Annotated in this window: 23 protein-coding genes; 12 read left to right on the forward strand and 11 right to left on the reverse strand. The window is 47.1% G+C overall.

The features are described from left to right. Window positions 1–129: 129 nt before the first annotated feature. The gene (locus tag QGP82_RS13280) at window positions 130–993 is read left to right on the forward strand and encodes a M48 family metalloprotease (RefSeq protein WP_163661001.1); all 864 of its coding nucleotides are present in this window, start codon (window positions 130–132) and stop codon (window positions 991–993) included. Between the two features lie 175 nt (window positions 994–1,168). After that, on the forward strand, window positions 1,169–1,735 hold the full coding sequence (locus QGP82_RS13285) for a hypothetical protein (protein WP_499059591.1): 567 nt from the start codon (window positions 1,169–1,171) through the stop codon (window positions 1,733–1,735). A gap of 59 nt (window positions 1,736–1,794) precedes the next feature. Here the strand turns inward: QGP82_RS13285 and infC are convergent, their stop codons facing one another. After that, window positions 1,795–2,280, reverse strand: coding sequence for a translation initiation factor IF-3 (gene infC / locus QGP82_RS13290; RefSeq protein ID WP_083876980.1), 486 nt, complete (start codon window positions 2,278–2,280; stop codon window positions 1,795–1,797). A gap of 255 nt (window positions 2,281–2,535) precedes the next feature. After that, a complete protein-coding gene (locus tag QGP82_RS13295) occupies window positions 2,536–3,207 on the reverse strand; it encodes a glutathione S-transferase family protein (protein WP_163697434.1) in 672 nt (223 codons plus the stop codon). A gap of 61 nt (window positions 3,208–3,268) precedes the next feature. Here QGP82_RS13295 and QGP82_RS13300 point away from each other — a divergent pair, with 61 nt between their 5' ends. Together QGP82_RS13300 and QGP82_RS13305 are read left to right on the forward strand one after the other, a co-directional pair. Next, window positions 3,269–3,622, forward strand: coding sequence for a Spx/MgsR family RNA polymerase-binding regulatory protein (locus tag QGP82_RS13300; protein ID WP_490795746.1), 354 nt, complete (start codon window positions 3,269–3,271; stop codon window positions 3,620–3,622). Window positions 3,623–3,637: 15 nt separating this feature from the next. Beyond that, entirely contained in the window at window positions 3,638–3,820 is a 183-nt protein-coding gene (locus QGP82_RS13305) for a hypothetical protein (protein ID WP_006517379.1), read from the forward strand. 80 nt (window positions 3,821–3,900) lie between these two features. Here QGP82_RS13305 and rbp read toward each other — a convergent pair whose 3' ends face one another. The 3 genes from rbp to QGP82_RS13320 form a co-directional block, all read right to left on the reverse strand. Beyond that, window positions 3,901–4,161: an RNA-binding regulator gene (gene rbp / locus QGP82_RS13310; protein ID WP_006517380.1), complete on the reverse strand. Its 261-nt coding sequence runs from the start codon at window positions 4,159–4,161 to the stop codon at window positions 3,901–3,903. A gap of 240 nt (window positions 4,162–4,401) precedes the next feature. Next, window positions 4,402–4,593 (reverse strand): hypothetical protein, encoded by a 192-nt coding sequence (locus QGP82_RS13315; protein ID WP_163660993.1) that lies wholly within the window; start codon window positions 4,591–4,593, stop codon window positions 4,402–4,404. 208 nt (window positions 4,594–4,801) lie between these two features. Beyond that, window positions 4,802–5,038: a cupin domain-containing protein gene (locus tag QGP82_RS13320; RefSeq protein ID WP_499059595.1), complete on the reverse strand. Its 237-nt coding sequence runs from the start codon at window positions 5,036–5,038 to the stop codon at window positions 4,802–4,804. A 182-nt stretch (window positions 5,039–5,220) separates the two neighbouring features. Here QGP82_RS13320 and QGP82_RS13325 point away from each other — a divergent pair, with 182 nt between their 5' ends. The 4 genes from QGP82_RS13325 to QGP82_RS13340 all read left to right on the forward strand — a co-directional run bounded on the left by QGP82_RS13325 (window position 5,221) and on the right by QGP82_RS13340 (window position 11,909). After that, window positions 5,221–5,349: a hypothetical protein gene (locus tag QGP82_RS13325; RefSeq protein WP_006517383.1), complete on the forward strand. Its 129-nt coding sequence runs from the start codon at window positions 5,221–5,223 to the stop codon at window positions 5,347–5,349. 16 nt (window positions 5,350–5,365) lie between these two features. Further along, window positions 5,366–7,933 (forward strand): cyclic nucleotide-binding domain-containing protein, encoded by a 2,568-nt coding sequence (locus tag QGP82_RS13330; RefSeq protein ID WP_163697432.1) that lies wholly within the window; start codon window positions 5,366–5,368, stop codon window positions 7,931–7,933. Between the two features lie 487 nt (window positions 7,934–8,420). After that, a complete protein-coding gene (locus tag QGP82_RS13335; RefSeq protein WP_499059597.1) occupies window positions 8,421–9,113 on the forward strand; it encodes a YHS domain-containing (seleno)protein in 693 nt (230 codons plus the stop codon). Between the two features lie 24 nt (window positions 9,114–9,137). Then, entirely contained in the window at window positions 9,138–11,909 is a 2,772-nt protein-coding gene (locus QGP82_RS13340; protein WP_499059599.1) for a response regulator, read from the forward strand. Between the two features lie 56 nt (window positions 11,910–11,965). Here the strand turns inward: QGP82_RS13340 and QGP82_RS13345 are convergent, their stop codons facing one another. The 3 genes from QGP82_RS13345 to QGP82_RS13355 all read right to left on the reverse strand — a co-directional run bounded on the left by QGP82_RS13345 (window position 11,966) and on the right by QGP82_RS13355 (window position 13,978). Then, window positions 11,966–12,598: an HAD family hydrolase gene (locus QGP82_RS13345; RefSeq protein ID WP_163660984.1), complete on the reverse strand. Its 633-nt coding sequence runs from the start codon at window positions 12,596–12,598 to the stop codon at window positions 11,966–11,968. An 89-nt stretch (window positions 12,599–12,687) separates the two neighbouring features. Next, entirely contained in the window at window positions 12,688–13,755 is a 1,068-nt protein-coding gene (locus tag QGP82_RS13350; protein ID WP_163697424.1) for a M42 family metallopeptidase, read from the reverse strand. Between the two features lies 1 nt (window position 13,756). Then, a complete protein-coding gene (locus QGP82_RS13355) occupies window positions 13,757–13,978 on the reverse strand; it encodes a hypothetical protein (RefSeq protein WP_499059601.1) in 222 nt (73 codons plus the stop codon). 15 nt (window positions 13,979–13,993) lie between these two features. On the opposite strand from QGP82_RS13355, the gene QGP82_RS13360 reads away from it, so the two are divergent. Together QGP82_RS13360 and QGP82_RS13365 are read left to right on the forward strand one after the other, a co-directional pair. Beyond that, the gene (locus QGP82_RS13360) at window positions 13,994–14,173 is read left to right on the forward strand and encodes a hypothetical protein (protein ID WP_499059603.1); all 180 of its coding nucleotides are present in this window, start codon (window positions 13,994–13,996) and stop codon (window positions 14,171–14,173) included. A gap of 6 nt (window positions 14,174–14,179) precedes the next feature. Next, entirely contained in the window at window positions 14,180–14,866 is a 687-nt protein-coding gene (locus tag QGP82_RS13365) for a glutathione S-transferase N-terminal domain-containing protein (protein ID WP_499059605.1), read from the forward strand. Here QGP82_RS13365 and QGP82_RS13370 read toward each other — a convergent pair. Further along, window positions 14,855–15,064 carry a hypothetical protein gene (locus QGP82_RS13370; RefSeq protein ID WP_499059607.1) on the reverse strand — a complete coding sequence of 70 codons (210 nt, stop codon included), beginning with the start codon at window positions 15,062–15,064 and terminating at the stop codon, window positions 14,855–14,857. The genes QGP82_RS13365 and QGP82_RS13370 overlap by 12 nt on opposite strands. Here QGP82_RS13370 and QGP82_RS13375 point away from each other — a divergent pair. Continuing rightward, window positions 15,063–16,013, forward strand: a complete 951-nt coding sequence (locus QGP82_RS13375; RefSeq protein ID WP_163660970.1) for a LysR family transcriptional regulator — start codon at window positions 15,063–15,065, stop codon at window positions 16,011–16,013. The two genes, QGP82_RS13370 and QGP82_RS13375, sit on opposite strands and share 2 nt — an antisense overlap. 847 nt (window positions 16,014–16,860) lie before the next feature. Here the strand turns inward: QGP82_RS13375 and hisC are convergent. After that, entirely contained in the window at window positions 16,861–17,901 is a 1,041-nt protein-coding gene (gene hisC / locus QGP82_RS13380) for a histidinol-phosphate transaminase (protein ID WP_499059610.1), read from the reverse strand. A 249-nt stretch (window positions 17,902–18,150) separates the two neighbouring features. Here hisC and QGP82_RS13385 point away from each other — a divergent pair, with 249 nt between their 5' ends. Continuing rightward, entirely contained in the window at window positions 18,151–18,939 is a 789-nt protein-coding gene (locus QGP82_RS13385; RefSeq protein WP_163660967.1) for a hypothetical protein, read from the forward strand. Between the two features lie 13 nt (window positions 18,940–18,952). On the opposite strand, the gene QGP82_RS13390 is transcribed toward QGP82_RS13385, so the two are convergent. Then, the gene (locus QGP82_RS13390; protein WP_499059613.1) at window positions 18,953–20,185 is read right to left on the reverse strand and encodes a SpoIID/LytB domain-containing protein; all 1,233 of its coding nucleotides are present in this window, start codon (window positions 20,183–20,185) and stop codon (window positions 18,953–18,955) included. Window positions 20,186–20,188 lie beyond the last annotated feature (3 nt).

Below are 20,188 nucleotides of genomic sequence, written 5' to 3' on the forward strand. Positions count from 1 at the left end.
CAACTTCCATACTTCTTATTACGGTTCATCAGCAACTGTTCGGTCATAGGTTCGGATTGCCATCCCTGTCTAGCCTCTACTTTTCTCAGTACTATAAGCGTAATGGCGAAATCAAAGGGTTGAGATAGTATGAATCAGTTTAAAACTCTTGCATTGCTGAGTGTTCTTAGCGCTCTGTTGATCAGTATTAGCTACTACACAATTGGTGGTACAGGTGGCGTCATCTTTGGCATCCTGATTGCAGCCATGACCAACCTAGGCTCATGGTTCTACTCCGATAAGATTGCCCTAGCTGCCCACGGTGCTCAACCCGTCAGTCGAGAAGAATCACCTCAACTGCACGCCATGGTAGAAAAACTAGCGAAAAAGGCTGATATTCCGATGCCCGGGGTTTACCTGCTACCCACCCAGTCAGCCAACGCCTTTGCCACGGGGCGCGATCCTGAGCATGCTGCTGTAGCTGTTACCCAGGGCATTATGGAAATGCTCCCCGCTGATGAGCTAGAAGGGGTGATTGCCCATGAGCTGAGCCATATTATGAATCGTGACACCCTCACCCAGGCTGTGGCTGCAACCATTGCCGGTGCGATCTCATTTCTAGCCCAGATGCTGCAATACTCCATGTGGTTTGGTGGCATGGGGGGATCTAATGACGACGACGGTCCTAATCCCATTGCCCTCATGGCCACACTTTTCCTGGCTCCCATGGCCGCAACCGTTATCCAGCTAGGCATTAGCCGCACTCGCGAATTTTCAGCCGATGCCGGTGCCGCACAACTTACGGGTAATCCCCGCGCCCTTGCCAACGCCCTCAAGCGTCTTGAAGCCAGTGCTAGACAAATGCCCATGACCGGCAACCCAGCCTATGAGCCTTTGATGATTATGCACGCTGTCCCCAAACAAATGTTTAGCGGATTGTTTTCCACCCATCCATCTACCGATAAACGAGTAGAGCGATTATTGGAACTTGAAAAAGAGCTAGTTACTGCTTAAAAATTAGTCTCGTATTTCCTTGCAAGATGACCAAAGGAGATAATACAAAAATCTTGTCGGACCATCCCTCTTGATCAGGGATGGTTTTTTCGGTTGCTGATTTAGGAGATGCACCGGGCTAGATCCATTGCTATTTGAAGGTGTCTCCCAGCTAAAGTCATCCTGAGGATCAGCAATGTCAGTTTTGTTTTTACAGGTCTCTCAGATTGTCTTAGCTCGTCCCCCACTTCTGCACTCCCTACTCCCCGCACAACCCTGGTATCATAAAGCACCCATGCAAAAGGACCACCCTGTGACCACACAACAGAATACGAGCGAGTCACCAAGACCTTTACGTTTTTTATGGTTAACGTTTGACTTTGCCAGCTGTCTACCGACGGCCACAGATAACATTACTTCGCAGCTTTTTTTAACCCTGATGGCCCATCCTGCCATTAACCAGATCAAACGTTTCACCACCCAATCGGAGAATCTTGGTCCTGATGACATTGCTCAATGGGAACCCGGAATTTTTACGCTACAGGCCTATCGATCAAGTTTGCTGGATGTGTTAAATCAAGTATCTTCTCATCTGCTACCCCACTTAGTTTCCAGTGACCAAACATTAGAGCAAGTCACTATTACGATATACACCCAGCTAGGTAGGCATCATTATCCGGTTACCACCAACCTCAGCTCTGATGCCATAAAACTGGCCGCTGAAGACATTGAAACCATGGTTAGTCAACACGAAAAGCTCTAAGTCATTACCGTGGGAACAATGACTTAGAGCTTTAAACCAGTTAAAAAGCTAATAGCTGGTTATGCTGGCATGAGCTGTAAAACAAGCGCACGCCGATCAAAAGATTGGATCTTGCCAGTTTCTTTAAGATCTTTAACAATGCGTTCCAGCAGTTCCAGTGCCCGGTCGCGGTGCTGATGTTCCCGTCCTCTCAAACGGACGCGGAACTTAACAGAATCTCCTTTGCCCAACCACTGAGTCGCTTGGTTGATACGCAGTTGATAGTCAGATTCACCAACGTTAGGGCGAAATTTTACCTCTTTAACGGTGGTGCGTGCACTCTGCTTTTGGCGCTTTTTCTGCTGATATTGAAACTTACCATAGTCCAATATCTTAGCCACAGGGGCCTGCTTACTTTCAGAGACTAGAACTAGATCCAGCTCTACTTCTTCAGCCAGCTTGAGCGCATCTCTAGTATCGGTCAAGCCACGATTATTGTTTTCGTGGTCAATCAGCAATACTTGCGGAGCTTTGATCTGACGGTTGATTCGATGTTTCTGTACGATAAGTCTTTCCCTCTTTACTTAGAACGCGACAGGACTAAATGGACAATGCCGTTGCTGGAACGATACGAATCAACTAGACTCACTTCATAAAAGTAGCCATGAGCTTATTCATGCCCCAGCAATCTAACGAATTTCCTAATCGTAGCTTACCGCCTCAATAATGCAACGGATCTACAGCAAAGATTGTGATTCTGTAAAGAATAATCACTCTACCTTATATAGCTGTGCAAAAGGCACATCAGGTATGACCCTAGTTTATTCACTATCGTCAGCAATGTGTAGTTGATCAATAAAGCTTATTGCTTCTGATTCTGCAGCAGATGCCTTCGCCCAAGCTTGGATAGAGGGCAATGCCTTTACTGCATCTACAAACGCCCTGGCCGTAGGCATTAGCTGGATTTCATAGGTGACGAATCTGAGGGCCACAGGGGCATAGACCACATCTGCGATGGAAAAATCGCCAAATAGCCAGGGTCCACCATAGGTGTCATAGGCTTGGGTCCACATTTGCTCAACGCGACTGATTTCCTGTTGGGTGGATGTCTGTAGATTGGCGCGCTCCACAGGCACCCGCGCACGAACGTTTTGCGGCAGCTGTTCTCGAATACCGAAAAAACCGCTGTGCATTTCAGCCGCAATGGAGCGAGCGATGGCCTGGGCCTTTTGGTCTGTGGGCCAACCAATGGCCCTGGGATGTTGAGATCGCACATAGCCATAGATGGCACTACTGTCCCAAACCGCAATTGCTCCATCCATCAGTACCGGTACCCGTCTTGCCGGACTGTATTGACTAATTTGCTGCCAGGCCTCTGTAAACAGCGGCAGCCGAACCTCTTCAAACGCCAGACCACTTTCAGTCAAAAATAGCCAGGCCCGTAAAGACCAGGAAGAATAGTTTTTATTACCAATAATTAATCTAAAACCCATGGTCAACACCTGAATTGGAAAATGCTAACATCCGTAAGCAAATCACAGAACTGAAGTAACTATGGCGCTCCAGGTTTACGGCATTCCCAACTGCGGCACCTGTAAAAAAGCCTTGACATGGCTCGATGCTAACGGTGTTGACTATGAGTTTATCAATACTAAAGAGCATCCCCCTGGTCGTGAGCAAATTACCGACTGGGTGACGACACTAACTGCTAAGCCGATGCGTAATACATCCGGCATGTCTTATCGCGCCCTAGGAGAAGAAAAGAAAACCTGGAGTGATGCTCAGTGGATAGACGCCTTTACGGAAGACGCCATGCTTCTCAAGCGGCCTCTATTTGTCAAAGATGATCAGGCTGTATTAGTGGGCTTCCGGGCAAAAGAAGACGAGTTACAGGCAAAGCTAATTTAACAAAGGGAGTACCCCATGGGAGAAGCCAAACGCAGAAAAGAACAAGATCCTAAATATGGAAAAGTACCTCAAAAACGGCCCCAAACCAATCGGTTTAAGTTTGATCCTAAACGCATTACTCCAACAGAATGGTTGATTTGGGCGGTACTTTTTGGAGGAACAGCCGCAGTATTTTTGGGTACGTATTTTTGGCAATAAAGCCACACCAAGAAGTGCCACATTTGTAACAGAAATGTGGCACTTCTGATAAACCTTGAATTAAATAGAATGGGCCAGGGTTAGCGCTTTGGTCTTTCCTCCCGAGGGCGTGCTTTATTGACACGAATCTCACGACCGAGCCATTCAGCTCCATCAAGGGCCTCGATAGCAGCGTCTTCTTCGGCATCCGCAGACATTTCTACAAATGCAAATCCGCGAGGACGACCGGTTTCGCGATCCATAGGAACAGTTACTCGCTTAACGGTACCGTAATCTGCGAATACTTCCTGAATATCTTCCTGCGAAACCGTGTAGGCGATATTCCCTACATAAATGGACATGGACCTTCTCCAAACAATTAAGATGAAAAACTGACGAGAGTAACACTTAGACAGCTGGCACCCAGATAGGTATAGACGAACTGACTAGCCGCAGTTGACTGCTCATCCAGGGTCACCTTAACACAGAAATTCGGGCCAGAATCGTTGCCTGGACGACTTGTGAGGAAGGCTTGATAAAAAATCTTTTACATCCAGGCCTATAGATTTCCTCAGGAGTGATTTTGCGCTAGACCGGCAAATTTATGTCAGAATTACACCCAAATCGCCATAAGGGTTGTCTTGCTTAAGATCAAGCATCAAAATAGCTTGATTTAGTTCACTATCACTCCAGTGGGGATGGGAGACTTGTAATGTGCGACGGTTAAGCGTTTTAAGGGGCTTTTGTAGCCATGCGTCTTGATTATCAGTAGGTTTTAGGTTTTTGCTCAGCATAATGAACAGCCTGTCAATGGGGCCGGGTTAATTGATCCTAGCGACTACTTCAATCGTTTATCGTTCGTTACCGTACGGTTTACCGAAACTTTTTGAACAGACCCTCACTTATAACTTATAGAAATCAACTCGACTTGGTTAGCAAAATCGCACTATCTACTGGAGGATGCCAACTAGTGCTGAACTGCACTAGTTGGCAACAACTCGACTACTCAACCAATGGTCTTTCAACACCTCCAGGGCCATGGAAAAATACCCATGTACCAAAGTCTTCTGAAAAAATCTCAACTCGATGCTTCCTACCGGCTGGTACGAATAAAACCTCTCCTGGCTCAACTCGATGGCGAGATGGGTCGTTGATAAACTCACCCGTGCCGAAGCTACAACATAAATCTCGTCGCGTATGTGAGGCTGCTGTTGAGCCACGCCAACAGGTTAATAGCATTCAATCACAAGAGAACCATGGTTCAGCAGTGCGATAAATGGAGAGTTTTGTTGCGCCAAAGACACTTTTGCGGAGTCAACTGTCAGCTTTTTCTCTGTATCTACCCTGTTTTGTATGCTAATCGATACCCAAAGGTCATATGATAATTCCCGCTTACACCATTGGCTTATAAGTAAATAAATATGATGGATATAGACGTTATTCAAGCAGGCGATAGTTGGCAGAACTGGGTATTTACGATTACTTATCTAAGTTTTTTACTATTTGTGGTGTGGCGGGTGATTGTGTCATCATCCAAACCATCTGAATAGTCAGGGTGCATCAATCATGGCGGAGTATGCGACTGAGATGGCTGAGGTGGCAACGCGGGTTAACTGGCTGCGGCAGGCTACATGCCTCAAGGTATTGCCAGAGGAGGTCTTGGTTGCGATCGCAACCAACCTAACCCCGCTCTCTATCCAAGCCAACCGTCGTCTTATTCTCGAAGATACCCAAGCCGATGCCCTCTATATTCTGAAAGCCGGTCATTTAGAACGCTACCGTAGCCAGCGGACGTCTATGGCCCAGATTGTAGAGCTGTTGCCGGGGGTAGTTTTACACTTACAAGAAATCCTGCTAGAGCAGCCCACCGATTACACCATCATTACCCTCGAAGATTGTGAGCTGTGGCAGCTATCTGCTGACAAACTAAGGCAGATCGCCTCCGAACATCCAAGTCTCAGCCAACAGCTCTCCGAACTATTGGCTGAAGAAGTTGAACAGCTGTCTGCCCAGCTACTTTACGAACAAGAGCGCCAACAAGAACTACGCCCCTACTTAGTACCCAAGGTCAGCCGGGGCGTGGTCGGCGCTAGTCGCTATGCCCAACGTCTACGGCAATCCGTGCGTACAGCAGCAAGTGTGATGGCCGATGACCACGGACGGCGCGACCCAGTGCTTATTTTTGGTGAGCCAGGATTAGAAAAAGATAACCTGGCTGCCCTAATCCATTTTGGGTCTCACTACAAACAAGAACCCATGATTAAGGTGAATTGCAAAACCTTGCGGGCCATTGAGCTATTTGGTAAAGGCGAGAGTCGTCCAGGACTGTTGGACTGGTTAGACCAGGGCACCCTATTGCTGAACAACATTCAGGATCTAGATCCTGAACTACGCCCCGCTATTCTGAGATTGATCAAAACAGGCCAGTATCAACCCACTACTCAGCCAGGCAATGCACCATCAGCAGTCAAGGAGAGTGCTGCCTGGATCATGATGATCTCAGAAAAGAGTCTCACACCCTTTGCAAACCTGTCTCCTCAACAGGTGAAAGTCCCTCCCCTCCGGGTGAGAAAAGCCGACATAGAAGCCCAAATCAACTACTACATTCAGCTCTACTGTCGAAAACGCGGAATCCGTAAGCCTAGGCTGACCCCCGAAGCATTGCGTCGTTTACAAAGCTATGATTTCCCTAGCAATCTCAAGGAACTAGATAGCCTAGTGCAACGGGCCATTGAACAGGCAGAATGTGCTCCTCGCCTGAATGAAGAAGTCTTTTGGTCCGCCAGTGAACAACCCAATCGATTTCGTCTGAATTTACTCAACGCTTATCCAAAATTACGGCAGTTCCTACGTAGTCCCTGGTGGCCTGATCGCATCAATTTTGGTTTTACCAGCTGGTTCTATGGGTTAGTGGTCGCTTTATTATTCTTCGGTCCCCAAACCCGTGATGCCAATATTGCCCTGAATTTCTTTTGGGCCTGGTGGTGGCCATTAATTTTGTTGTTATTTCCTTTTGTGGGTCGTCTTTGGTGTGCTGTTTGCCCCTTTATGATCTATGGAGAAATTACTCAAAAACTCTCTCTATGGCTATGGCCCAGACAGCTTGGGGAATGGCCAAGACAGTGGGCAGAGCGCTGGGGAGGCTGGATTTTATATGCAGGCTTTGCCGCCATTTTGATCTGGGAAGAACTATGGAATTTAGAAAACACGGCCTATCTCTCTGCCTGGCTATTGCTGATTATCACGGCTGGGGCCATGATTTGTTCCGCACTCTTTGAGCGGCGTTTTTGGTGCCGCTACCTGTGCCCCATTGGTGGCATGAACGGACTATTTGCGAAACTCTCTATGACAGAATTGCGGGGGCAAACAGGTATTTGTTCAGCCACCTGTAGCACCTATCAATGTTACAAAGGTGGACCAGCTAAAGGAGAAGGGCAAGAGACTGGTGGCTGTCCAGTCTATTCTCATCCAGCTCAGCTAGTGGATAATCGAAACTGTGTGCTGTGTATGACCTGTCTAAAAGCATGTCCCCATCGGTCGGTGGAGTTTAATCTACGCCCCCCTGGCATTGAGTTATGGACCACGCACACGCCTGCGCACCATGAGGTGGCACTGCTGTTATTGCTGTGGGGAGCGGTTTTTGTGCATCGGCTACCGGCAGTGGCAGAGCTGTTAGGCGTGGCGCATCGGGTTGAGGGATTTGGGGGACATGCGATCGCAACCACCCTGCTGCTCTTTGCTCCATGGCCCATGGCCTGGGCCACTCATAAACTCACCCATCTCATTCAACCTCGCCTGAAAGCCCGCCCGTTTATTCAAGTTGCCTATGGCTGGCTACCCATCGTTCTATTGGGCAGTCTGGCCCATTATCTTTCTCTTGGCCTAACTGAGGCAGGGCGTATTATCCCCGTTTCCTTAGCCAGTTTTGGCTTGGCAAGCACTGGGCCTGTAGTCGTAGCACATCCAGCTGTAATTGCTTTTTTGCAAGGCGTTAGCCTAATATTTGGAGCGTTACTGAGCATAGTACTCACCCAGCGTATCGCCCGACAACCTTGGTTAAAGATACTGCCTCTTCATGGCTTTACTATAGGCATAACAGCCATCCTGTATAAACTTATCGTTTGCGTTGATTAGTCTTGCAAAACAACAAAATATTTTGCTAGCTGAGGTAAGTGGACAGCCTGAGCCCTTCAGTCCCGATATATGGGAAGTCTCAATCCCATTGAATAAACTCCACCCCCTGCTCCCTTGTCACTATCTTGGCTTCTCAAAACTTCATAAGTGTGGGTGATTTCATCTACGAATCCACAGCAGAAGATGTGCGCTCTAAACGATTACTTTATCGGAGTCTCAATATAAGAATAAGCTCGTTACTGTATTGCTGATTTACAGCATATAGCTCTGTATAAAGGAGGGGTACACTTTATCTCGGTTGACAGATCTATGCAGCATTTGGTCTAACGTATGCCAATCCGCGCTCAGCACATTTGCGTAGCGTAGTAGCCTGCTCAAAGGTTATTTGCCCAATCCAACGGCTAAACTGGAGTATGCAGTTAGGAAAATCATATTCTCGCTACTTCTCGAATGAGCAACGGTCAAAAGCTAGCGTGCAGGACTCTTTATGATTAGAAAACAAGCCGTCAACGTTATCACCTCATCCATTCCAGCTCTTTTAGGGGTGGGGATGTTGGTAATTGGTATAAGTAGCTGCAGACCTGATGCTAGGGTGTCCGATACGTCCACCTTCCAGGAGATTGCCCCTCAACCTGAGGCTGCCCCTCAACCTGAGGCTGCCCCTCAACCTGAGGCCACCTCTCAACCTGAGGCCACCTCTCAACCTGAGGCCACCTCTCAAACTGAGACCGCCTCTCAACCTGAGGCTGCTCCTCAAACTGGGCTAGTTCAAGCTGCGCATAATCTGGTTCATATGAACCTGGATGAGAAGGGCATTGCTTTGCGGGGCTATGATCCAGTTTCTTACTTTACGGAAAGTGGGCCAGTAAAAGGCCAGGATAGTTACAGCCTCGTCTGGCATGATGCAACCTGGTACTTTGCAACTGCTGAGAATCGAGATCTATTTAGCCGTGAACCTGAAAAATATGCGCCTGCCAATGGCGGTTACTGCACGTTTGGTATTGTCCTGCGAAAGAAGTTTGATGGTGATCCGCAAGTGTGGTCTGTGATTAAGTCTCGCTTATATGTTTTCCTCAATGAGGATGTGCAGCAGAAGTTCTTACTAGATAGTACGGGTAACCTTCAGAAAGTTGCTGCTAACTGGCCCACTATTCAGTTTAAATCTCCAGAGGAGCTTTAAACCAAACCTAGTCGGCTCGGTTTTATGATTCGCAAAAGACTGCAGTTCCTCTCTAACTTTTCTTCCTTTGCAGTGGTTGCCTTGGCAGCTACTGCAACTTTGGCATTTCTGGATTTTCAAGATCGGGCTCAACATAATGCTCTAATTCAAAAACAGGAGCAACTTCTTTCGATTAAAGAGAACTTGAATCAGATGGAATCATCAATGCTTATGGCTCGATTGGATGAGGTCCAGGTTAATCAGGTTCAAGATCTTTCAGCCTCCTCTAAGTTTACGGATCACCTTGATCGGACAAGGCAGATTGCATATGACTTGATAGAACTTTGTCAAGAGAATGACCATGATAAGATTATCGATTCCCTTGAAACGTTTTTAGTGATTGTTGATAAGTATGAGCAATCGGTTAATCAAACCTTAGAAATTCAGTCTCGTATTGCTGCTACTGATGGCACAGGAACGTTAACTGAACTCCAAACGGTTAAAGATCGCATTCAAGCAGAACTCGATGTTTCTGATAAACAGGTTTTGATTTCCAAGTTCTTTCGAATGCAACTTTATGAGCGAGACTTCATCAGCACCCTAGATATGCGTCTGTCAGATCGGCTAGTTAATCAAGTTACAGACCTGGAACAAGCCATCATCAGGTCTGAATTTATAGGTCCTGTCACCTTCGAGTCATTTTTGTTGGATGAAGTTCAACAATATCGAGAGCTAGTTGTTGAACTAATGTACAGTACGTTAGAGTTGGAGCTTTCTACGGCTGAAGCCTCTCTGCAATTTGATCGAATTGCCCCTAATATTTCTAACAGCCAGCAGGAAGTCAATGATTTACTCGATTTGACAACCGAACAGCTCCAGTCCCAACGGCAGATTTCTAGTTTGCAAACAGTTTTAGTATTTACCATTGTCTTTATTTTACTGATTACCTTCACTTTGCTACAGATTCGTAGCGCCCAATCATTACTTATTCGTCTGAAACAATTAAAAAACGCCATGAATGAGATGGCGATAGGTCATTTTCAGTATTTGGGAGAACTTCCTGAGGGAAATGATGAAGTTGGGGCTTTAGCTCAAAACTTTAAAGCAATGTCCACTCAAATTCAGAGCCAGTTTGAGACAATTCGTGAAGAGAAGAAAAAAGCAGAAATCGCTAGCCAGGCTAAGTCTCAATTTCTGGCCAACATGAGTCACGAAATTCGAACACCGATGAATGGAGTCATTGGTACCACGAGCTTACTGTTAAATACTGATTTAAGTTTTGAGCAGCAAGAGTATGTCGATATTATTCAGAATAGTAGTGATAGCTTACTGGGCGTTATTAACGATATTCTCGACTTCTCTAAAATTGAATCAGGTTACATGGTTCTCGAGGAATCTTCCTTTGAACTCAGGCACTGTATCGAAGATGTTCTAGATCTTTTTGCCAGTGAAGCTTTAGAGAAAAATTTAGATTTGTTATATCAAATTGCCAGTGATGTTCCCCTGTGCATTCAAGGTGATTTGAATCGGCTACGTCAAATTTTAATGAATTTAGTTAGTAATGCTATTAAGTTTACAGAGAAAGGAGAGGTTCTGATTTCAGTGAGACTGAGGCAGTCTGAACCACTAAACTCAAAAACAATAGACTCAAAAACACTGGAAACTATCCAACCTGAATTTCCTATAATCCTGGAATTCTTCGTTAAAGATACCGGTATTGGCATTCCGATCGATGGAATTCCTAAACTCTTTAAGGACTTTTCTCAAGTTGATAATTCTACGACCCGAAAATATGGGGGGACTGGCCTAGGGCTGGCTATTTGTAAACGCTTAGTAACCTTAATGGGAGGTGAAATTTGGGTCGCCAGTGATGTGGGACAAGGTTCAACCTTTTATTTCTCCATGCAAACTCGATTAGCAGACGCACAATCACAGCTGCATCTAAACCCTCAAGTTCCAGTTCTGCAAGCATGCCGTGTTTTGATTGTTGATGATAGTCATGCGAGTTGTGCGGTGCTGGCAGAACAGTGCAGTCAATGGGGACTAAAACCAGACACTGTGCCATCGGCTCAAGCTGCTTTAGGTAGCCTAAAACGAGGCCAACAGTTTGATTTAGCTATTATCGATGTCCAGATGCCAGGTATGGATGGCTTGGAACTTGTTCAGCAGATTCGCTCGCTTCAACTTGATTTTCCCTTGCCTTGTATTATGTTGGGCGCTGTTAGCAAACCCCATGATAAAGAAGAGCTATTCGATGCTTGGTTAACTAAACCCATTAAGCATGCAAACTTGTGGAATGCTGTAACTGACCTTGTTAAAGCTCAACAGAACTCTCAACAATATTCTGAAAAACAACAAAATAATTGTGATAGCACTGCGAAACCTTTCTCCCAAGATGCTAACTCTTTATCTGAGGCCCATGTATCTGGCAATGGTTCTGGAAACCGCCCGCCCCTCAGGATTCTAGTAGCTGAGGATAACCCTGTAAATCAAATGGTGGTGTTACGGATTTTGGCGAAGTTAGATTATTCGGGTGATCTAGCGGCTAATGGATTGGAAGTTTTAGAGGCTTTAGAACGTCAGCACTATGACATTATTTTCATGGATCTTCAAATGCCTGAAATAGATGGCTTGGAAGCAACTGAGCAAATCATTGAAAAATGGGGTGAAGATCGCCCAAAGATTATTGCAGCAACCGCTAATGTCCGGCAGGAGGATCAAGCGGCTTGTTTTGCAGCTGGCATGGATGACTATATTAGTAAACCCTATGCCCTAGAACAAATCCAGGGTATGCTTGCAAAATGGGGAGCAAATTAGAGGGGAGTAAATTCGTTCTGTTGTTCACTAGTGTTATGCATGGGCTAAGTGTCTGATTAGAAATTGACCGGCTGAGGTGTGTCTAGCCAATCAACCACAGCCTTTAGCGATCGCACCCCATAATCTGCATACTCTGACCACATAAACTCGCCATCGGTGTCAATGTAGACCGTTGCTGTGCCCGCTCGCTGCCCCGCCATCAGGTCAAACTTATAATCTCCCACCATCACGGCTGCGGTGGATGGAGCCTCCCAAGTATCCAATAGCGCTAAAATGCCATCGGGTTCTGGTTTTGGTGCATGACAGTCGCGACTGAGTACGAGGGCGGGTTCAAAAAAATCCATCAAACCGCAAGCATCGAGGGTCTCATGGGCAATATCTTTGCCGTTTCGGGTAAGAATGCCAATTTGTTTGCCTTGGCTAATGAGCAGTTCTAATAGTTCATGGGCTCCAGGCTGTGCAGTGGCTTGACTTGCTAGGTCTAACTCAATCTCTCGTAACTGTTTATATTTAACGGCGGCAATATCTGGGGGCAACTGACGTAATGATTCCAGAATGGGTGTGCCTACCGGTAGTTCTAAGGTTGCTCGAATCGCTTCAAAATTGTGGATACCAAGGGTCAATGTGCCATCCATGTCGAACACCCAGCAGGTGCGATTAGCCAGATTCTCGTTGCCGGTTAATTGCATACCTCATTCCTGGTTGACTACTTTTGTCAGTGTAACGTGGGGTGATAAAGCTTAGTTTAGTCGCTCTGAGTCTTGGGCTGAGGCGGCTCCTATCCGTTGTGGCTGCATGATTGAACACCGTTGTTTAAGTATGCAGTGAGGACAGTGAGGCAATTTGCGATCGCACCCAAATCAGCAATCTCATATCCATGGGTATTCTGCGTCGGAAAACTCAAACAAGCTCCCTTCGGCACATGGCCAAACTTCATCGCAATTGATGCATCACTACCAAATTGAGAAATCACTGCCTGTTGAAGCTGAATCCTGACAGTGGACGCCGCTGAGATCAACTCCTGATTCAGTCCTTCGTCATAGAGACCGTAGCTATCTTGGGCGAACAAAACAGGCCTGGGACCATCAACAATTGGGTATTCCTGGGATAGGGGACAAATTTCCAACGCAATCAGCCGACTCAACTTCTGTCGTTGACTGAAGAATAGGGCTCCGATCGCACCGACTTCTTCTTTGGCAGAGGCCACCAGATATACATCTACCGGGGGGTTTTTGACCCGCTCTGCCAAACCTAACAAAATAGCGACCGATGCTTTGTTGTCTAAGGTATAACTGGCAATATGATTTCCTAAACGAAACGGACGCTTACGATGTTTGCCCACCACCATTCGTGTTCCAGGACGAATTCCAGCCCTCACCAATTCAGGGGTTGAGAGTTTAGTTTCTACCCAGGCTGTCTCCCAGCGTACTGCTTTACCTTCTTGCTGAGATTTGTGGGGAGACTCATGGGAAACATGGCGAGACCCAAAGCTAAGGATACCTGAGATAGTCTCCTTATCGCCGAGCAGATCGACTACACCTTCACCATAAACCCAGGGGTAGGCACCCCCTAAACGTCTGACCTGTAGCCTGCCCCCAGACTCAATGCCTTTAACAAGAGCACCAATCTCATCTTTATGGGCAGTAACAGCAATCGCCCCATTACTAGTACGACCTGGGATTTTAATCACAATGTTGTCGGCTTCATCGTGCCAATGTTCGACACCAAGATTGTCCAGCCATTTCTGGATATACTGATTTATCTCTCCTTCAACGCCACTGGGGGAATGGCAAAGGACTAACTCCTCAATAATAGAAAAGAAGCGATCAACATCCCAGATGCCCATGCTATACCTCCGCCTGAGATCGAATCAGACCCTGGACTAAATTCTCTAGCTTCTCCTCAGAACAGCATTCAATCAGGGCATCGAATATATCTAACAGTTTGGCTGCTTCGTCGCCGTGCATTGGGCTTAGACCCCATACATCTTGCACCCAATCTTTTGGGACTGTTTCTTCAAAAATAATGCGTTCTAATAGCTGTTTTGATTCTTCCTTGGACAGGGCCATGCTCTCTGCTCACCTATGCAACTGTTTTATCCTGCCACATTCAGCCAACTGAGCGAAGTCGTTCGTAACGCGTCTCCGATGGAAGTCGTGAACTGGATGCGTCGTGAGTTATCCATGGGAATTGAGAATTTTCAACAGTTTACGCCCAATCTTGAAACCTACGCTAGAATAGTTCAAGATTTTCGTACAAAGTAGTTAATCATGATCGACCTCTATTATTGGACGACGCCCAACGGCCACAAGATCACGATTTTCCTCGAAGAAGCAAACATACCTTACACAATTCACCCCATTAACATTGGCAAAGGTGAGCAGTTTCAGCCTGAGTTTCTTAAGATTGCGCCTAATAATCGGATTCCGGCCATTGTCGACCAGGCTCCTACGGACGGTGGTGAACCCATTAGCCTGTTTGAGTCAGGGGCAATTCTGCAATATTTATCAGAAAAAACGGGCCAGTTTTTACCTGCGGACTTACGAGCTAGAACCGAGGTGTTGCAGTGGCTCTATTGGCAGATGGGTGGTCTGGGGCCCATGCTGGGGCAAAATCATCATTTCTCTGGCTATGCCCCTGAGAAAATTCCCTATGCCATTAATCGCTATGTCAAAGAAACAGCGCGGCTATATGGAGTGCTAAATCAGCGTCTGGCCGAACGCGCGTATGTTGCTGGTGACTACTCCATTGCTGACATGGCGATCTATCCGTGGATTGTCCCCTATGCCAAACAGGGCCAAGACCTTAATGATTTTCCCCATCTAAAACGTTGGTTTGAGGCAATTGCTGCTCGACCTGCTGTACAGCGTGCCTATGGGCGGGCAAAGATCGTGAATCCGACCCCGAAGCCATTCACAGATGACGAGAAAAAGCTGCTCTTTAATCTAGAAAAATAGCAATACCCGTAGGGGCAATCCCTTGTGGTTGACTTGCTTTGCCGTCGCCTCTTGTCCCAGGGCAGGCACAAGGCCAGCCCCTACGAGGTATCCATTTGCCTTGATATAAAACCACTCCATAGATGTCATCAGTCGATTCCATAGGTTAATGGCCAAGAACTTGTCACAATGGTGTGGGTCACTTTTTACGCACATCATGGGACAGGATCGCCTGGGGCAACTCAAACCTTCGCAACTGCGAGTGCTAATTGCTGTGGCTGATGGCGGTAGTTTTAGTGAGGCAGCCCTACAGCTGCAGCTATCGCAGTCAGCTGTAAGCTATGCCATTGCTACCTTGGAAGAGGATCTAGGGGTGGTGCTGTTTTCCCGTGGACGCTACGGGGCTGTGCCCACACCCGTGGGGCAGCAGATTATCGAGCGCGCCCGCCATGTGCTGCATTTAATTGAGGATATTTATCAGCAGGCCAACCTGGCTAAGGGGTTTGAGGGGGGGCAGTTGCGGATTGCGGCCTTTCGCAGTGCAGCTACCCATATTTTGCCGGAGGTGATTGCACAATATTGTCAGCGGTATCCTGCGATCGCAATCACCATTGCCGAATACGATGACCGTCCTGATGTTGAATCTGATTTGCGCAAGGGTAAGGCGGATGTAGGGATTACCTACTTACCCCATGCTCCAGATCTAGAAGCCTCAGAACTGACCCAGGATGAGTTTGTGGTGCTGTTCCCCCCGGATACCGCATTACCCGAGCCCCTTACCTGGGAAACCTTAACGACCTATCCGCTGATTATGGCACCTGACGGTGATAGCTGTGATGCCATGGTCATCAACCATGGCCGCCAGTATGGTGTGGAGTTAACGCCCACTTATCAAATTCGGTCTGATGCCACCATCGTGAATATGGTAGCCAAAGGTCTAGGCGCAGCCATTAGTCCCCGACTTGCCGCTGAACCTATTCCCCCTGGTGTGCAGGTGTGCAGTTTGCCAGAACCGATTTATCGCATCATTTGTGTGGCCACACTTGCTGATGCCCTCTTACCGCCACCCGTGTTTGCATTTATGGAATTGTTGAAAGAGAGTACCCAAGACGCTTTAGACCCAAGCAATAAAACATCTCCCAGGCAAAAAGCTCAGGAGATGGTGTGACAGGATATTTCGGAGAGATTGAATACCCAAACTTACTCTCGGTTTGATCTTCTGAGCTGAGTCAGAAAAGCAACCTCTAGATTGGGAGGTCCTGTAGGAAAACTTCCTTGGTTTAGATGTTCAATGTCTCTCCGTGATTTAGTGTTGTTTGCAATTTAACTTGTTTTATTCTTGCTTAGCCTAAGGGTTAAGGAGGATTTTAGATTTCGAACGATTTTACTGGTTGGTTTATGTGAAGCCTGATAGAAATACTAGTTTTTTGCTTTTTTGGGATCGTGTCTTCTAAGTGTTAGTGCAGTGTTAGTGCAGTGGGAAGAGATCCTGAAGAGAGTTCAATATGGTGAGATTTACGGTATGGATAAAGTCTCTTTAGGACTGCTTACAGGCACGAGTTAGGGGGCTGCACAAAAATAAAGACCTATGTTGGGGCTGTAGATGGGTGCATGAGTGATGGGGTAAGAGGGTGATCATTTAAGCCCAAGCGCCTTAATTCTATCTAAAGTGAAAAGATCGTAAATATATGTTTGTTTTGTCTTGTTGTAGGGTAACGAGTGGCATTTGACAATGGTTGTTTGGGTTATAAAAAAGTCTCCTAAGTAAAAGAACTTAGGAGACTTGTGTGACAGGATATTTAGAGACACTGGGATTCCCGCTAAGCTAGCCCAGATAAGATACGCTTCTCGCTCAAGATGCTTATGCTCTCTGTGAAGGATGCATGGTTCTCAGTGTTGCTCTAGGGTTTAGTTTCATCCATTAATGTATCTAATTGTGTTAATGCTTTACATTGTCCAAAGGTGGAGTATTCTCGGCTTTCTTTTTGGGAACCCCCCATCCCCCTGCTGACTTCTTATAGTAAGTTTGTTAGCGCCTGTAAAAGCCGCTGATTTTGCTCTGGCGTGCCCACAGTAATCCGAAGCTTGTTGGTTAAATGGGCTTGGGGATAGTGGCGTACCCAAATATCATGCTCCCTAAGGGCGTCATGGAGCCTTGGCGCTTCTGGATGGGTGGCCAGGACGAAGTTGCCATGGGATGGTGGCACCTGGAAGCCTAGCTTGCGTAGGGCTAAGGTGAGGTGATGTCGATCTAATTTGATTTGGTTTACACACTGATTTTTATAGGTCTGATCGGCAATGGCGGCAGCAGCAGCACAATTTGCGATCGCATCCACTCCATAGCTATCTTTCACCTTAAATAAATCTGCGAGTAATGCAGGTTGAGCGATGCCAAAGCCCAATCGTAGTCCTGCCAGGCTATAGCCTTTAGACAGGGTTCGCAGTACCAGAACATTCCCATGGGTTTGCGTCAGACTTAACGCCGATTCTTCTGCGAAGTCCACATAGGCTTCATCAATCACTAATAGCCCCTGAATGGTGGTGGCTAACTGCCGGAGCTCAGCCATGGGAATCTGATGACCCGATGGACTATTGGGTGATGCTATGAGCGTGAGAGCTCCATCGGCTTGCACAATTTTCTCCAGTGGTAGAGAGAATTGTGTATCGTAGGTGATTTCAATAATCTGAGCGCCACAGATCTGGGCCAAAGTGCGATAAAGGCTATAGGTGGGCGTTGGATAAACAACCGTTCGTGTCTCATCTATACAGGCCCTCATCAATATATTGAGCAGATCATCACAGCCGTTGCCAACGATAATCCAATCTGAAGGAATGCCTAACGCCGCTGCCGCTGCATGACAGAATTCTTGCGAATAGGGATCGGGGTAACGGCGTAACCATTCCCCATCAAACGTGTTTAGACGTTTCAGTACATTTGGCGAGGGGGGATAGGGGTTTTCATTGCTATTGAGCTTGATGATGGATTGGTTGGGGGATCGGTAGGGGCTAGGCTGATGGCCAGTGGCTGTTGTAATAACGGGTCGAAAATATCTCATGGCCTCATTATATTCACGGATATTGTTGCAGTTATGTTGTTAACGATGTCCGTGATTTTGCCAAAAAGAAAGGAAGAGCATTAATCAGACGCTGTCATCCTTTAGTCAGGTGGGAATACTGTAGTCGATCTCAATAATATCGAGATTAACTGTAAGATTCTATGGATAAACTTACAGGCGAAAAAATTTCCTTGACCTAGTTGCGGCACGTCGGTTGCAACGGCTGTCTACTACACCATAAAACTGTTCATGAAAATCGCCATAGATAATAGTGCTCTGATTAAAACATTTCTGAGGGGAGAAGAATCTCTTTTAGCCAATCGCGAGCTACGTGTAGAGAAGGCTTTGGATGAGATTCAGTTGCTCACCACCCAAGGATTGCTATTAGCCAAAGGGCGATTCACGACTAAGTGTCCCCATATTGTCATCCGTTTAAGTTCTGATTATTGGGCGTTGCTCCATCAGTTTGCCCTTGAAGCAGGGTTTATTCCGCTCAGTCTGGAACAGGCGCGCTCGTCTAAGGCAACGTTTGCACAATATGATCACCATAGTGTGCCAGCAGGGTATCAGATTCACTGTGAGGCAGCGTCTGTTTTTTGGAAAACGTGGTGGGTCAACCATCGTAGTATGCAGCTGATGGATATTCTGCTGCTGTGCCACAAGCAATGGTATCCGGTTAAACACATGCTGTGTGATACCGGGACGATCTATGTCAAAACCTGGCGCGGAGAACAAATCCTGTCCCTGGCAGATACTGTGGTGTGGCTAGATCGTAATGCGCAAAGACAGCGACTGCGTGTCAATGTCCGAAAACGCCATGCCAAGGACACATTAGTGGCTAGCAAATATCCCTATCATGATGAATTGGTGGCTAATCACTCGGAACCCCTCCAGAGACCTAAGGTTCCGGCTAATCTACAGTCAGTAATTAAAGCTGATGCTACTCGGCTACTTGTTCATACCGTGCTAGGGCCGGTGGTGATCGAAGGGCAAAATCTAACCTGTAACCTGGCACGTAAGAGCGTCAAAGTCTCTTAAGCAGTGAGTGACCCTACTCACCAATGTCAATGCGTCCTACCGATGTGTCAGGATAGTATGCAGACAAGATTTCATAATAGCGATAGCCCTGTTCTGCCAAATCTAGGGCTCCGGTTTGACTCATCCCGTACCCACTATGGGCATCGTCAACAATATCTTGATTAGCCGCGTATAATGACTCCACCACACCACCGCCATAGCTAATAAATTCTCCGGATGTTTCATGGACGGCCTGCTGGGTGGAGCTAGCTTCCGTGGCAATACCTTTATAAGCTTGATACCGTTGCGTATCATCCAAGTCGTAGGTTCTTCGCTGGTGGCGAACGGTGTGTACGATGGCATAGGAACGCGCTGCAACGGCCTGGGCCTTTAAGGCTTCTAAAGACCAACTGGCAGACATTTCAGCTCCAACTACGCTGTATAAATACTCCTGAAGCATGACGTAATTTACAGCCATGACTCCGCCGTTTTGCCATAACAGCAGTAAGCGTCCGCGATACCACCGATTGCCAACCGCTACATAACCATTATCTGGTTCAACCCAGAGGGCTGTTGGGGCCGGTTGGCCATTTACAAATAGCCCTCGCTCGTCAGCACTGATTTGATAGCTAATACCCGCTGATACATTTTCCACAAGTTCGCCGTTGGTGCTCACGAGCACCCCCCCTTCGGATGCAGCGATTGACACATCAGGAGCCTGCTTCGTCAAAGCGACTCGCATTTCTGTGTAGTTATCAATCGTGGGATTGCTAGAGGGTTCAGGGGGTAACGCGCGCACCGCGACTTTTGGTAGAGTCGGTGTTTGCGGTTGGGCAGCGGGCTGTGGTTTGGCAGCAGATGCGGCTCTGTTAGATGGGCTGGGCCAACCGTCTGGTTTTTTAGGCTGTGTTGCTGGCTTAGCGGCACTATCTGCGGGGGTGTCTACCAGGTTTTTTACGGTTTTGGTGACTAACCACTGTCCTAACGCCACAGCATCAGCTTGGATAAAGGGTTCAATGGGAGCTGGCGAGGTTGAGTTTCTTGACGTCTTGGTTGTCGCAGATGATTGAGGCTGCTCTGGCTTTGATGGCTTGCTCTTTGGAGTTTTGGGACTAATTTCAGCGGTTGCCGATGATTTTTGCTCTGGCTTTGTCTGTGATGCCTTGTCCTCTGGTGCTTTGGGTTTAACCTCATTAGTCGCAGGTGAAGCTGTGGTGTCAGCCTTGGCTACTTGACGACCAACCCCAGTCAATGGGGCCGATATCATCAC

Source organism: Leptothoe sp. LEGE 181152 (assembly GCF_032906605.1).
GTDB lineage: Bacteria > Cyanobacteriota > Cyanobacteriia > Phormidesmidales > Phormidesmidaceae > Leptothoe > Leptothoe turfae.

Excerpts from the sequence above, each read along its gene's own strand:
- QGP82_RS13345 (WP_163660984.1), bottom strand. The coding sequence starts at position 12,598 with ATGCAATTAACCGGCAACGAGAATCTGGCTAATCGCACCTGCTGGGTG.
- QGP82_RS13385 (WP_163660967.1), top strand. The coding sequence starts at position 18,151 with ATGAAAATCGCCATAGATAATAGTGCTCTGATTAAAACATTTCTGAGG.
- QGP82_RS13375 (WP_163660970.1), top strand. The coding sequence starts at position 15,063 with ATGGGACAGGATCGCCTGGGGCAACTCAAACCTTCGCAACTGCGAGTG.
- QGP82_RS13305 (WP_006517379.1), top strand. The coding sequence starts at position 3,638 with ATGGGAGAAGCCAAACGCAGAAAAGAACAAGATCCTAAATATGGAAAA.
- QGP82_RS13300 (WP_490795746.1), top strand. The coding sequence starts at position 3,269 with ATGGCGCTCCAGGTTTACGGCATTCCCAACTGCGGCACCTGTAAAAAA.
- QGP82_RS13280 (WP_163661001.1), top strand. The coding sequence starts at position 130 with ATGAATCAGTTTAAAACTCTTGCATTGCTGAGTGTTCTTAGCGCTCTG.
- rbp (WP_006517380.1), bottom strand. The coding sequence starts at position 4,161 with ATGTCCATTTATGTAGGGAATATCGCCTACACGGTTTCGCAGGAAGAT.
- QGP82_RS13315 (WP_163660993.1), bottom strand. The coding sequence starts at position 4,593 with ATGCTGAGCAAAAACCTAAAACCTACTGATAATCAAGACGCATGGCTA.
- QGP82_RS13335 (WP_499059597.1), top strand. The coding sequence starts at position 8,421 with ATGATTAGAAAACAAGCCGTCAACGTTATCACCTCATCCATTCCAGCT.
- QGP82_RS13340 (WP_499059599.1), top strand. The coding sequence starts at position 9,138 with ATGATTCGCAAAAGACTGCAGTTCCTCTCTAACTTTTCTTCCTTTGCA.
- QGP82_RS13320 (WP_499059595.1), bottom strand. The coding sequence starts at position 5,038 with ATGCTATTAACCTGTTGGCGTGGCTCAACAGCAGCCTCACATACGCGA.
- QGP82_RS13365 (WP_499059605.1), top strand. The coding sequence starts at position 14,180 with ATGATCGACCTCTATTATTGGACGACGCCCAACGGCCACAAGATCACG.
- QGP82_RS13330 (WP_163697432.1), top strand. The coding sequence starts at position 5,366 with ATGGCGGAGTATGCGACTGAGATGGCTGAGGTGGCAACGCGGGTTAAC.
- QGP82_RS13370 (WP_499059607.1), bottom strand. The coding sequence starts at position 15,064 with ATGATGTGCGTAAAAAGTGACCCACACCATTGTGACAAGTTCTTGGCC.
- hisC (WP_499059610.1), bottom strand. The coding sequence starts at position 17,901 with ATGAGATATTTTCGACCCGTTATTACAACAGCCACTGGCCATCAGCCT.
- QGP82_RS13295 (WP_163697434.1), bottom strand. The coding sequence starts at position 3,207 with ATGGGTTTTAGATTAATTATTGGTAATAAAAACTATTCTTCCTGGTCT.
- QGP82_RS13325 (WP_006517383.1), top strand. The coding sequence starts at position 5,221 with ATGATGGATATAGACGTTATTCAAGCAGGCGATAGTTGGCAGAACTGG.
- QGP82_RS13350 (WP_163697424.1), bottom strand. The coding sequence starts at position 13,755 with ATGGGCATCTGGGATGTTGATCGCTTCTTTTCTATTATTGAGGAGTTA.
- QGP82_RS13390 (WP_499059613.1), bottom strand. The coding sequence starts at position 20,185 with ATGATATCGGCCCCATTGACTGGGGTTGGTCGTCAAGTAGCCAAGGCT.
- QGP82_RS13355 (WP_499059601.1), bottom strand. The coding sequence starts at position 13,978 with ATGGCCCTGTCCAAGGAAGAATCAAAACAGCTATTAGAACGCATTATT.
- QGP82_RS13285 (WP_499059591.1), top strand. The coding sequence starts at position 1,169 with ATGTCAGTTTTGTTTTTACAGGTCTCTCAGATTGTCTTAGCTCGTCCC.
- QGP82_RS13360 (WP_499059603.1), top strand. The coding sequence starts at position 13,994 with ATGCAACTGTTTTATCCTGCCACATTCAGCCAACTGAGCGAAGTCGTT.